We start from the raw sequence: 12,668 nt of genomic DNA on the forward strand, positions 1-12,668 counted from the left end.
GGCGAGTATCCATGCAACCCCCAGCAAGAGCAAGAGAATCGCGCAAGAATGCCCGATCGTTACGAGAATCTGCCGGTCCAGGCCGGCCGACGCCCCACGGGACGCGACCGGGCCACCGGCGGCGAGGTCGACGAGCAGCAGCCCCCGGCGTCGTACACGACCGCGCCGACGGGGACGTCGGGCTCCCCCATCCCGCGCTCGACGAGCACCCAGCGCACGCCGTTCGCGCGCAGCGCCCCGGCGGGATCCGGGTCGGCCAGGGCGAGGGTCGCCGCCACCACCCGCGGGTCCTCGGGCGGCACGACGCGGTCGCCCAGCAGCACCCGGTCGTCCACCAGCACCTCGCCGGGCAGCAGCCGGGGCGCGGGGTCGAGCACGGCACGGCGGTGGTTCCACGGGTAGCCGCGGTAGGAGCCCTCCCACGGCAGCACGACCGTGGTGTCGCCGGACCCGACGAGGTCGGCGACGTCCTCCCACGCCTGCGGGTACGACGAGCGCTGCAGCTCGCCCAGGGCGCCCCAGGCCAGGCTCGGCAGCAGCAGCACCGGCGCCACCACGACGAGCACGATCGCGCTCCACAGCGCCTGCGTCCCGGGGCGGATCCGGGAGCGCAGGGCAGTCACGGCGTGCGCGGCGCCGACGGCCAGGACGAGGCCGAACGGGGCGAGGAACCGGTGGGAGTCGCGGAGCAGGGCCAGCCCGGGGACCGGGTCGGCCAGGCGCTCCAGCAGGTCGCTGCCGCCGGGCACGGCCGGGGCGAGCGCCAGGACGAGGGCGGCGGCACCGAGGACCGCCCAGCGGCGGCGGTCCGGCCCGCTCCGGGCCAGCCCGGCGAGGGCCACGAGGGTCAGCAGGCAGGAGAGCAGGACCAGCACCGCGCTGGTGCGCTCCTCGGGCAGGATCGAGGTCTTCCAGATGCCGCCGAGTGAGAGGACGCTGGCCGCCGTACCGGCTGCGGACTCGGCGCGGGCCGCGAAACCCTCGAAGACCCCGTCGGTCGTCACCCGCGTGGTGGTCGCGGTCAGGGCGGGTGCCGCCCAGGTGAGGTTGGCGCCGACGGCCAGGACGGCGCATCGCGCCCAGGTACGGGGGTTCCGGCCCAGTGCGAGGACGCCGAGCACGCCGATCGCCATCACGCCGCTCGACGGGCTGCACACCGCCGACAGCACGAGCACGACCGCCGCCGGTCCCCAGTCGCGAGGGTCGGCGCGCAGCCGGAGCGCGGCGCGGGCCACCCACGGCAGCAGCAGGTAGCCGAGCAGGATCGCCCACTGGCCGATCAGGAGCCGCTCGTGGACCCAGGGGTTCCAGCAGAAGAGCGTGATCGCGGCGGCGCGGGCGTACCACCGCTGGTCGGCCACGAGCCGGGCCACGCCGAGACCGCCGGCGAGCAGGCCGCCCGCCAGCAGGAGCCGCTGCACGACGCCGCCGGGCACCACGTGGGTGGCCAGGGAGACCAGCGCGTCCATGGGGACCGCGCGCGGCAGCGAGCCGTCCAGCCCGAGCCAGGCGCTCTTCCAGGGCTGGCGCGGGACGAAGACCATGTCGCCGAACAGCCAGTACCCACCGCCGGCCAGCAGCGGCCCCAGCACCACGACCGTGACCGCCGCGGTCACGGCGAGGTCCGGCCCGGCCGTCCGTCGCAGGATCACGGCTGCTCCGGCAGACCGGCCTCGACGCCGGTGACGCAGACCGTCGCCCGGCCGTCGCCCCGGAGGGCGAGCGCGTCGACCCGGCCCGGCAGATCGGGCAGCACGAGCCACATCTCGTTCGGCCCGCGGGTGGCGAGGAACTCGGCGTCCCAGCCGCCGGCCGTGACGGTGACGGTGGACTCCCGCGACGTGAAGTAGGAGACGCGGACCAGCAACCGCCCGTCGAGGGGTACGACGAACGGCACGGTCTGCGACGCGCTGTCGACCTCGTAGCCGCACTCCCCGTCCGGCCCCTCCTCCGCGGGGACGGCGCCCGCGAGCTCGACCGGGTGCAGGCTGCCGTCGTCCGCGACCTGCCGCAGCCGGGCGGACGGCTCGTCGAAGCGCAGGTGCTCGGGCAAGGGGGCGAGGATCCGCGACAGCTGGGAGTCGGCGCCGACCAGCGGCAGCACGACGTCGCTGGGCGCGAGCCGGTCGAAGAGGACGACGGTCGGGTTCGCGGCGAAGTCGGCCCGCAGCGTGGTCACGAACGCCCTGTCCTCGGTGTTCTGGAAGTGCGGCACGAGCAGCGCGGTGCCGGCGGCCGACGCGGCGCCGTACAGGACGACGACGCCGGCGACGACCGTCCCGCGCAGGCGCGCGGACGCCGACGCCAGCAGGCCGAGCCAGGGCGCGGAGCCGCGCAGGCAGAGGGCGACGCACAGCACGGCGGCGTGCACGGTGTCGGAGGAGTAGCGCGGGTCGAGGCCGATGATGGAGCCGAAGCCGGCGCGCCCGGACAGCAGCAGCGCGAGGTCGGCGGCGACATAGCCGGCCAGGAGCGCCAGGCCCCAGCGGCGGGCCGGCCCGCCGCGCAGGAGGAGCAGCACCGCGCCCGCGAGGGCCAGCAGCAGGGACAGCACGACCACCCACACCGCCGGCCGGACCGCGCCGCCGTCGAGCTCACCCGTCCACGGCCCGCCGAGCAGCCCCGGCACGACATTGCGGCCGAGGAACGACCAGCTCACCTCGAGCCGCTGCCGCCAGGTGCTGTCGCCGCCCTCGACGTCGGTGAGCAGGCCGTGCGCCCCGAGGAACCCGGCCAGGAGCAGCACCTGCGCGGCCCACAGCCAGCGGAACCGCGTCAGCGCCGCCCACAGCCGCCGCCAGCCGGTCGCCTCGTCGGCGAGGGCCACCGCGACGCCGTACAGGACCGGGGGATGAGCACCGCGCGCTCGTGCCAGAGCAGGCCGACCACGGTCGTGGCGACGATCGCGAGCACCGCCAGGAGCGGGCGCGCATCGCCCTGCCGCCAGCGGACCAGCAGCCAGACCGCGAGCAGCGAGCAGAGCACGTGCGGCCACAGGCCCATCGCCGCGCTCCACCACAGCGTCGTGGCGAGGGTCAGCGGCGCCCACGCGAAGACCGCGAGGAGGACCACCCGGCTCCACCGCTCCCCCAGCAGCCGGGTCAGCAGCAGCCACATCACCACGGTCGCCGCGGTCTGCAGGAGCAGGACGAAGGTCGCCACCGTGCCCCAGCTGTACGGCGCCAGGTGGGCCAGCAGCCAGTACGCCAGCTGCTGCAGCGGGTTCACGTGGCCCGCGGTGTCACGGACCAGGAACTCCGGGGTCAGGTCGGCTGCCGCGGCCCGGCCCGAGAGGTAGAAGTCGTCCTGGTTGAACCAGGAGCCCGCCAGCAGCACGGCCCTGCCGACCACCATCGTCAGCAGGACGGCGATCGCCGCGGCTCCCTGGCGTCCGCGCCACGCGCTCATGGCGCCACCTCCGCCCGGCGCCGGGGTCGGGGCCGGCCGAGGACGAGGCCGGCGACCAGGCCCACCGCGAGCGCGGCGGCGACGTCGGCGCTGCCGGTGACGAACCGGGACCCGCCGAGCGCGTCGAGCAGACCCGAGGCGGCCGCCAGCGCCAGCACGGCCCCGCCGACCACCACCGGTGCCGGTCCGTGCGGGGCAGGAGCGCACCGACGAGCAGCCCGGCCGCGGCGACCGGGCCGAGCAGGACCAGGGCGACCCCCAGGGCGGCCGCCCACCAGCCGGGCGCCGGCCCGGCGCCCGGCGGCTCCGGCCACGGTCGCCACGGCGTGCGCGAGCGCCGCCGGACGAGGAGCAGGACCAGGCAGGCCGCGCCGGCCAGGAGGACGCCGCCGCTCACCGCGAGGCCGAGGGGCAGCACGACGCCGTACGTCCGCTCGGGGGCGTAGCGGAGACGGACCGTCCCGGCGTCGCCCGCGGGCAGCAGCCAGCCCTGCTGCCAGCCGTCGACCCGGATCGGCTCGAGCCGCCGCCCGTCGAGCTCGGCGATCCAGCCGGCGTTGGCGTTCTCGGGGAGCCAGAGCACGGCGTCCGGGCCGCCGCCGACCCGGACGGTCCGGCGGCCGCTGTCCCAGTGCTCGACGGCGACGTCGCGATCGCGGACCTGCGCCGTGGCGGCGTCCGTGGCGGCGTCCGTGGCGGGCACCAGCGCGACATCCGCGACGTCGAACTCGGGCGTCGGCCGGACGCCGAGGTCGTGCTCGCCCGCCGGCAGCCGGACCGTCCCGGCCGCGTCGTCCTCCTCGGGGTCGCAGCCCTCGAAGGCCAGCGGCGTCCCGTTGACCAGGTCGGCCATGGTGCCCGTCACCCGGGTCGGGACCCGGCGGCCGGCGACCTCCACCACCGGGCCGAAGCCGCACACCGCACCGGTCGGGGCGCCGGCCACGAGCGGGCGGGTGAGGTTGACGCCGGACAGGGCGATCTCGGGCACCACGACGTGACGGGAGTCCGGCGCCTTCTCGAACCGCACCTGGAGCCGGTTGGTCCGGACCGGCTCGATCTCGACCGGGTCGTCGGTGTCGAGCACCACCCGCTGCGTGTCGTCGCCGGAGGTGACGACGGCGGCGACCGGCGCGCCCGCGACACCGCCGGAGCGGACCGCGAGCGCGGTGATCGTGCGGGTCCGGCGCCACTCGAAGGTCAGCGTGGGGTACAGGTCGCTGTCGTCGGAGACCCATGCGGTGGTCGGCTGGCCGTCGTACGCGAACCGGCCGGCGACCTTGGGGTCGCCGCCGTAGGACGAGGTCACCTCGACCGGGGGCCGTCGCTCGACCTGGTCGAGCAGCCGCGCCGCCTCCGGGGTGTTGCGCACGACGACGTGCCCGGAGACGCGGTAGGAGCCGGCCGCCGAGAGCCCGAAGGAGCGGTCGAGCCCGCCGCCCTCCTCCGGTTGCCGGATCCGGGTGACGTCGCAGTCCGGCACGGTCAGCGTGATCAGGCAGGCCCGGCGGCCCGGGACCGTGCCGAACACCAGGGCGCCGTCCGGCCCGGTGGCGCCGGGGACCGCGAAGGTACGGCGGGGCCGGAGCCCGTCGACGGCCACCTCCCGCAGCCCGACCCGCGCGGAGCGGGACGCCGTGGCGGCCTCGACCACGCGGACCTCGATCCGCTCGACCTCGCTGCCGTCGAGGGCCACCCGCACCGGTGCCCCGGAGGCGCCGACGCGGGCGCGGACCCGCTGCTCCCCCGCGACGACCTCGATGGTGCGGACGGGGACGACCTGCGCGTCGTCGGCGACCGGCGTCACCGTGACCTCCCGGACCGCGCGCGGCCCGTCGAGGTCGAGCCGGAGCCACTGCCGCTCGGGGTCGCCGGCGGCGGAGCTGATCCAGCGGGTGTCGAGGTCGCCGTCGACGGCGGCGTAGGGGCCGGAGGCGGTCACGACCGGGCCGAAGTTGTCGGCGTACCCCTGGGCCGAGGAGGCCGCGAGGCCCGTCAGGCCCACGTAGCGGGCGACCACCTGGTCGCCGCCGGGACCGCCCGGGAAGTCGTGGGCGGCCCGCTCGACCCGCCACGGCTCGTCGGCCGTCATCAGGGCGGAGACGCCCTCGTCGTTGTTGCCGAATGCCCGCTCCCGGCGCTGGTCGGCGTCCGTGACCAGGTCGGCGGGGCGCTCCCAGCCGGGCTCGCCCTCCAGGACGGTCGGCTGGTCGGGCCGGACCTGGCCGGACGCCTGGGCCAGCAGGACGCTCTCCGCCGCGCCGCGCACGGTCACGACGTCGTCGACCGCGCTCGCCCGGACCAGCGGCAGCCGGCGCGGGACCCGGAAGACCTCCACCGCGGCCTCGCCGTCGGCGCCGGTCCCGAAGCCGGCCACCCGCTGCAGGCCCGCCTTCGCGAGCGCGACCGCCGCGCCGCCCGGATGCGGCGAGCGGGTGAGCCCGCGGAGCAGGTCGCGGCGCAGCACCACATGACCGATCCCGGCGCGGGCCAGCTGGTCCGTGAGCGCCGGGGTGACCCGACCGGTGACGATGGCCTGGTCGAGCGCGGAGAGGTAGCGGATCGACTCCCCCGGCACCAGCGGGACCTGGGTCCGGCTGACCAGGTCGACGCCGCCGAGGATCGCGAGCGGCTCGTCGAGGGTCCAGCCCCAGTCCTGCTGGGCGAAGCTCGAGCCGGGTACGACGAGGGTGCGGTCGCCCTGCCGCGGCGCCTCGCCGCGCCGCTCGGCGGCCAGGTAGTCGCGGGCCTGCTGCCAGGGATCGGAGATCTCCGTCCACCCCGGCGTCCGGGTCTGGCCGCCCAGGAACGGCTGCCCGAGCAGGGCGACCAGCAGCAGCGGCACCAGGAGCAGCGCGCCCCGGGCGGGCTCGAGCCGGGGCCGCAGGGCGACCAGGCGCGCGACGCCGGCGGCGACCGCCGTACCGAAGCCGAGGGCGAGGGGGAGCCGCACCACCGGGTCGATCTTGTGGACGTTGCGGAAGATCTGCAGCGGCCCGTCCAGCAGGCCGCGGACGGCGTCCGCGACCGGGGCGCCCGCAACGCCGCCGTGGGCGACGGTCAGGCAGCCGAGGCCGAGCAGCGCGGCGAGCAGCAGCGGGCGGCGGACCGGGCTGTCCATGAGCACCAGCCCGGCCAGCCCGACGCCGGCGAGGACGGCCGCGACCACGATCAGCACCGGGTCGGTGGCCAGGTCGAAGGCGGCCGGCCACCAGGGACGGTCGCCGGAGAGCAGGTAGCCGAGCCAGGAGGAGTCGCCGCGCGCCGCCTCGGACCAGCCGATGAGCGAGGTGGTGTCGCGCGCGCTCTCGACGTACTCGAAGAACGGCGGGGCGTAGCGCGCGAGCACCGCCAGCGGCAGCGCCCACCACAGGCAGGCCGCGCCGACCGCGGCCGCCCAGCCCGCCGCCCAGCGCCACGACGCCAGCCGGGCACGGGCTCCCCAGAGCACGAGCAGGGCGGCGAGCGGGAGGCAGGCGGCCGTCTCGACCGCGTTGACGCCACCCATGCACACGACCGCCGCGCCGCTGAGCAGTGCCGCCGACCGTCCCGGCAGGCGGCCGCGCAGGTGCAGCACGACCGGCAGCACCAGCCAGGGCATCACCGCACCCGGCAGCGACTCGGCGGTCTGCACGGTCACCGTGCCGAGCAGCCGGGGCGAGAGGGCGAAGAAGGCCCCGGCGAGGAGCGCCGGCAGGTCGGCGAGCCCGACCGCGCGGGCCACCCGGCGCGCGCCCTCGCAGGCCACGATCAGGATGAGCGCGGACCAGAGCCGCTGGCCGACCCAGTCCGGCACGCCGAGCAGGTCGGCGAGCCAGAACCAGGTGCCCTGCGGGAAGAGGTAGCCGTAGGCCTGGTTCTGGAACTCGCCGAAGTTCGACTCCGGGTGCCACAGCGAGAACGCGCCCGCCAGGAAGCTCCCGGGACGCTCGGTCAGCTCGGCGCGGGTGTCGTACGTCGTCGTGCCGGGCTGCTGCAGCAGCATGAGGACCGCGACGACGGCGTACAGCGTCACCGCCACGCCCGTGCCCCGCGGTGCGGACGTCTCCCTCATCGCACCTCCCTCCCGACCGAGTGCCCGGCGTCACTGTAGGAGACGCGCGGGCGCCGCGACCGGGTCGGCTTCGGTTCGGGCCGGTCGTCCCCCTAACCTGCTCTGGTGACGACGACCACCCACTCCGCGGGCTCGCGCCTGGCCCGGCTGCTGCGCAGCAGCGCCGGCATCGCGATCGCGATGGGGGTGATGAACGTCGGCACCTACGGCTTCCAGATCGTCTCGGCCCGGCTGCTCGGCCCCGGTCAGTACGGCGCGCTGGCCGGCGTCCTGGCGCTGCTGCTGGTCCTCTCCGTCCTCCAGCTGGGCCTGCAGGCGACCTCCGCCCGCCGGATCGCCGCCGACCCGGAGCACGTCGCCGCCGTCGAGGCCGCGGCCCTGCGCACGGGCTGGCGCGCCGCCCTCGTGCTCGGCGCGGTCATGGTCCTGGCGGCGCCGCTCGTGACCAGCCTGCTGCGCCTCGACGGCCTGCTGCCCGCACTGCTCCTGGGCCTGAGCGTGGTGCCGGTGACGGTGATGGGCGCCCAGGCCGGCGTCCTCCAGGGCGAGCGCCGCTGGCTCCCGCTCAGCCTGGTCTACCTCGCCGTCGGCATCCCCCGGGTGGTGCTCGGGATCGCCTTCCTGCTCGCCTGGCGCTCGGAGACGAGCGCGATGCTCGCCATGCTGGTGGCGTCGTGGGTGCCGGTCTTCGTGGGCTCCTGGGCGCTGGGCCGGCACCCGCGCCGTACGACGAGCGTGACGGAGTCCGAGATCCGTCACGACGTGCTGCGCGAGACCCTGGGCAGCTCGATCGCGCTGCTGGCCTTCTTCGCGATCGCGAACCTCGACGTCGTCGTCGCCCGGGTCACCCTCGACGAGCACGACGCCGGCCTGTACGCCGGCGGTCTGATCGTCACCAAGGCCGTCCTGTTCCTGCCGCAGTTCGCCGTGGTGGTGCTGTTCCCGTCCATGTCGGAGGGCACCGGGAGCCGGGCCGCGCTCGCGAAGGGCCTGGCGTTCCTGAGCAGCCTGGGCGCGGTCTGCGTCGGCGCGACCTACCTCCTCTCCGATCTCGCCCTCGTCTTCATCGGCGGCAGGGACTACGCCGGCGTGCAGGACCGCCTGTGGATGTTCGCCGTGCTCGGCGCGCTCCTCGCCCTGCTCCAGCTGCTCGTGTACGCCGGCCTGGCTCGCCGCGGGGCCTCCACGAAGTACCTCGTCGGCATCGGCGTGCTCACCCTCGTCGGCGTCGGCTCCACCGCCACCTCGGTCGCCGGGCTCGCCACCCGGGTCGCCTGCATCGACCTGGTGGTGCTGGTCGTGCTGGTCGTGCTGCAGGTCGCCCGGCACCGCCGCGACGACGAGGACGCCTCCGCCGCCTGACGTCAGGCTGACCACTAGTGCGCCGCTTGATGCCAGGACCGGCCGGTGCCGACGGAGACGTCGAGCGGGACGGTGAGGTCGGCGGCGCCGGCCATCTGCTCACGGACCAGGGTCTCGAGCGCCTCCCGCTCGCCCTCGGCGACCTCGAACACGAGCTCGTCGTGGACCTGCAGCAGCATCCGCGAGCGCAGCCCGGCGTCGCGCAGGGCGGCGTCGGTGCGGAGCATGGCGACCTTGATCAGGTCGGCGGCCGAGCCCTGGATGGGGGCGTTGAGCGCCATCCGCTCGGCGGCCTCGCGACGCATCCGGTTGTCGCTGGTGAGGTCGGGCAGGTAGCGGCGCCGGCCCATGATGGTCTCGGTGAAGCCGGTGCGGCGGGCCTCGTCGACGACGCCGGTGAGGTAGTCGCGGATGCCGCCGAAGGTCTCGAAGTACTCCTCCATCAGCCCGCTGGCCTCCTTCGGCTCGATGCCGAGCTGCTGGGAGAGGCCGAAGGCGGACAGGCCGTAGGCGAGGCCGTAGTTCATCGCCTTGATCTTGGCCCGCATCTCCGGGGTGACCTCGCCGGGCGCGACGTCGAAGACCCGGGAGGCGGTCTCGGCGTGGAAGTCGCGGCCGGTGCGGAACGCGTCGATGAGCAGCGCGTCCTCCGAGAGGTGGGCCATGATCCGCATCTCGATCTGGCTGTAGTCGGCCGTCATCAGCTCGGCGTACCCGCTGCCGACGACGAAGCTCTCCCGGATCCGGCGGCCCTCCTCGGTGCGGACCGGGATGTTCTGCAGGTTGGGCTCGGTGCTGGAGAGCCGGCCGGTGGCGGCGATGGTCTGGTGGAAGGTGGTGTGGATCCGGCCGTCGGGCTGGACCGTCTTGAGCAGGCCCTCGATGGTCTGCCGCAGCCGGATCACCTCGCGGTGGCGCAGCAGGTGGAGCAGGAACGGGTGCTCGGTCTTGACGTAGAGCGCCTGCAGCGCGTCGGCGTCGGTGGTGTAGCCGGTCTTGGTGCGCTTGGTCTTCGGCATGTCGAGCTCGTCGAAGAGCACGACCTGCAGCTGCTTGGGCGAGCCGAGGTTGATCTCCTTGCCGATGACGGCGTACGCCTCCTCGGCCTCCTTGCGCACCTCCTCGCCGAAGTGCGCCTCCAGGCCCTCGAGATGGTCGGTGTCGATGGCGATGCCGGTCTGCTCCATCGCGGCGAGGACGCCGACGAGCGGCATCTCGACCTCGGTCAGCAGCGAGCGACCGCCGGCCCTCTCCACCTCGTCGGCGAGCTCGGCGGACAGGTCGAGGGCGGCGCGGGCCTGGACCATCGCGCTGTTGGCGGTGTTGGCGCCCTCGTCGAAGAGCATCCCCTGGTCGTCGTCGCCGGCCGGGGCCAGCTCGCGGTGGAGGTAGCGCAGGGTGAGGTCGGCGAGGTCGTAGGAGCGCTGGTCGGGGGCGACGAGGTACGCCGCGAGGGCGGTGTCCTCGACCACGCCGGCGAGGGTCCAGCCCTGCGCGGCGAGCGCCAGCAGCGGGCCCTTGGCGTCGTGGAGCACCTTCGGGCGGGCGGTGTCGGCGAGCCACGCGGCGACCGCGGCGTCGTCGGCGGGGCTCATCGCCTCGACGTCGACGTACGCCGCCCGGCCATCGGCGAGGGCGAAGGCGAGCCCGGTCACCCGGCCGGTGCCGCTGCCCCAGGCGCCGCGGACGGACAGGCCGACGGTCGCGTCGCCGATCTCGTCGAGCCAGGCGCCGACGGCGTCGGGGGCGAGGGTCGTGCCGTCGAGCTCGACGCCGGTCTCGACCGGGACGTCCTCGCCCGGGGCGACGACGTCGAGGATCCGGGTGCGCAGCTCGCCGCGGAACTCCAGCTCGTCGAGGAGCTCGAGGGCCGACGCACGGTCCCACTCCCCCAGGACCAGGTCGTCGACCGCCACGCCGAGGTCGAGGTCGCGGACCAGCGCGTTGAGCCGGCGGTTGCGGATGACGTCGCCGAGGTGCTCGCGGAGCGCCTCGCCCTTCTTGCCGGTGATCTTGTCGGCCTGGGCGATCACGTTGTCGAGGCCGTCGTAGGTGTTGATCCACTTCGCGGCGAAGCCCGCGCCGACGCCGGGCACGCCCGGCAGGTTGTCGGAGGTCTCCCCGACGATCGCGGCGAGCTCGGGGTAGCGGTGCGGCGGGACGCCGTACTTGTCCTCGACGTAGGCGGGGGTCATCCGGGCCAGGTCGGAGACCCCGCGCATCGGGTAGAGCACCGTCGAACGGTCGGTGACCAGCTGGATGGAGTCGCGGTCGCCGGTGAGGATGAGCACCTCCAGACCGCTGGTCTCGTCGGCGAGCGCCTGGGTGACCAGAGTGGCGATGATGTCGTCGGCCTCGTAGCCGGCGTGCTTGATGTACCTGATCGAGAAGCTGTCGAGCATCCGCTCGATCAGCGGGAGCTGGCTGCTGAACTCGCCCGGGGTCTTGTTGCGCTTGGCCTTGTACTCGGAGTACTCCTCGGTGCGGAACGTCTGCCGCGAGACGTCGAACGCGACGGCGACGTGGGTCGGCTGCTCGTCGCGCAGCACGTTGACCAGCATCGAGGTGAACCCGTAGACCGCATTGGTGTTCTGGCCGGTCGCGGTCGAGAAGTTCTCGACCGGGAGGGCGAAGAAGGCGCGGTAGGCCAGCGAGTGGCCGTCGAGGAGCAGCAGACGCGGACGTGAGGACTCGGGCACCCGGCGACTCTACCGATGCCCTCCGACTATCGTCGGGCCCCATGACCACCACTGACGAGATCGCCGAGATCATGCGCGCGCACATGGGCGCGCTCAACGAGCGGATGGGCATCGAGCTCGTCGAGGTCACCGCCGACCGGGTCGTCGCGACCATGCCGGTCGAGGGCAACACCCAGCCCTACGGCCTGCTCCACGGCGGAGCGTCGGTCGTGCTCGCCGAGACGCTCGGCTCGGTCGCCGCCGCGATCCACGCCGGCCCGGACCGGTTCGCCGTCGGCACCGACATCAACGCGACCCACCACCGCTCCGCGACCTCGGGCGTCGTCACCGGTGTCGCCACGCCCCTGCACCGCGGCCGGACCATGGCGAGCTTCGAGATCGTCGTCAGCGACGAGGCGGGACGCCGGGTGTGCACCTCGCGGATCACCTGCGCGATCCTGGAGCGCGACCCGGGCCGGAAGTAGGCGGCCGGAAGCAGGCGGCCGGCAGGAGGCGCCGGTCAGGCCTGCTCGGGCTCGGGCAGCGACAGCCGCTCGGCCCGCGCCCGCCGCAGCGAGCGCCGCGCCGCGAGCACCCGGCTGCGGCTGCCGTCGACGCCCAGCTGCGGGCGCTGCGGCGAGACCCGGCTGCGGAGCAGGGCGGTCGGGGCGACCCGGTACATCACCACCGGCGCCAGACCGAGCCGGGCCATGAACCGGTTGGACTCGCGCGAGGAGTGCGGGACCGCGGTGACGACGTGCAGGATGCCGTTCTCCTCGGCGAAGGCCGTCGCGGCCTCCATCAGCGCGTGGCCGACGCCGTGGCGGCGGCAGTGGTCGAAGACGCGCGGGTGGATCGACTGGACGCAGGGCTCGAGGTTGAGCGGGGACAGCGTGGTGATCCGGAGGTAGACCGCGCCGGCCACCTGGCCGTCGTACTCGACGACGACGACCCGCTGCTCCGGCGACGCCTCCGCGCCCTTGACGATCAGCTCGATGTCGGCGACCTGCTCGGCCGGATCGGCGCGGCGCACCGCGTCGCTCCACAGGTCGGCGAGAGCGGTCGCGTCATCGCGTGTGGCGATCCGCGTCGTCAGCGAGTAGCGACTCATCCGGTCCCTGCCTTCCTCGTTCCAAGACGGGGACCGCACGGCATCGGGCGGTCCGGTT

Annotated in this window: 8 protein-coding genes; 2 read left to right on the forward strand and 6 right to left on the reverse strand. The window is 75.0% G+C overall.

The window, feature by feature from the left end:
- Nucleotides 1–59 precede the first annotated feature (59 nt).
- The 4 genes from FIV44_RS00935 to FIV44_RS00945 are packed head-to-tail and all read right to left on the reverse strand — an operon-like array spanning nt 60 to nt 7,459.
- Entirely contained in the window at nt 60–1,652 is a 1,593-nt protein-coding gene (locus FIV44_RS00935) for an MmpA family trehalose lipid delivery protein (RefSeq protein WP_141002866.1), read from the reverse strand.
- Nucleotides 1,649–2,827 (reverse strand): hypothetical protein, encoded by a 1,179-nt coding sequence (locus FIV44_RS00940; protein ID WP_141002867.1) that lies wholly within the window; start codon nt 2,825–2,827, stop codon nt 1,649–1,651. The genes FIV44_RS00935 and FIV44_RS00940 overlap by 4 nt, the downstream gene beginning before the upstream one ends.
- Nucleotides 2,776–3,354, reverse strand: a complete 579-nt coding sequence (locus FIV44_RS30100) for a hypothetical protein (protein ID WP_181410908.1) — start codon at nt 3,352–3,354, stop codon at nt 2,776–2,778. The genes FIV44_RS00940 and FIV44_RS30100 overlap by 52 nt, the downstream gene beginning before the upstream one ends.
- Nucleotides 3,242–7,459 (reverse strand): alpha-(1->3)-arabinofuranosyltransferase domain-containing protein, encoded by a 4,218-nt coding sequence (locus tag FIV44_RS00945; protein WP_141002868.1) that lies wholly within the window; start codon nt 7,457–7,459, stop codon nt 3,242–3,244. Before FIV44_RS00945 ends, FIV44_RS30100 begins: the two co-directional genes overlap by 113 nt.
- Before the next feature lie 105 nt (nt 7,460–7,564).
- On the opposite strand from FIV44_RS00945, the gene FIV44_RS00950 reads away from it, so the two are divergent.
- On the forward strand, nt 7,565–8,821 hold the full coding sequence (locus FIV44_RS00950) for an oligosaccharide flippase family protein (RefSeq protein WP_246086745.1): 1,257 nt from the start codon (nt 7,565–7,567) through the stop codon (nt 8,819–8,821).
- A 14-nt stretch (nt 8,822–8,835) separates the two neighbouring features.
- Here FIV44_RS00950 and polA read toward each other — a convergent pair whose 3' ends face one another.
- Nucleotides 8,836–11,520, reverse strand: a complete 2,685-nt coding sequence (polA, locus tag FIV44_RS00955; RefSeq protein ID WP_141002870.1) for a DNA polymerase I — start codon at nt 11,518–11,520, stop codon at nt 8,836–8,838.
- 41 nt (nt 11,521–11,561) lie between these two features.
- Between polA and FIV44_RS00960 the strand changes: the two genes are divergently transcribed.
- Entirely contained in the window at nt 11,562–11,984 is a 423-nt protein-coding gene (locus FIV44_RS00960) for a hotdog fold thioesterase (RefSeq protein ID WP_141002871.1), read from the forward strand.
- A gap of 35 nt (nt 11,985–12,019) precedes the next feature.
- Here FIV44_RS00960 and FIV44_RS00965 read toward each other — a convergent pair whose 3' ends face one another.
- The gene (locus tag FIV44_RS00965) at nt 12,020–12,610 is read right to left on the reverse strand and encodes a GNAT family N-acetyltransferase (RefSeq protein ID WP_141002872.1); all 591 of its coding nucleotides are present in this window, start codon (nt 12,608–12,610) and stop codon (nt 12,020–12,022) included.
- Nucleotides 12,611–12,668: the final 58 nt, after the last annotated feature.

This window comes from Nocardioides humi, assembly GCF_006494775.1.
GTDB classification, from domain to species: domain Bacteria; phylum Actinomycetota; class Actinomycetes; order Propionibacteriales; family Nocardioidaceae; genus Nocardioides; species Nocardioides humi.

Coding starts and splice junctions, on each gene's coding strand:
- FIV44_RS00960 (WP_141002871.1), top strand. CDS start 11,562: ATGACCACCACTGACGAGATCGCCGAGATCATGCGCGCGCACATGGGC.
- FIV44_RS00965 (WP_141002872.1), bottom strand. CDS start 12,610: ATGAGTCGCTACTCGCTGACGACGCGGATCGCCACACGCGATGACGCG.
- FIV44_RS00945 (WP_141002868.1), bottom strand. CDS start 7,459: ATGAGGGAGACGTCCGCACCGCGGGGCACGGGCGTGGCGGTGACGCTG.
- FIV44_RS30100 (WP_181410908.1), bottom strand. CDS start 3,354: ATGGTGGTCGGCAGGGCCGTGCTGCTGGCGGGCTCCTGGTTCAACCAG.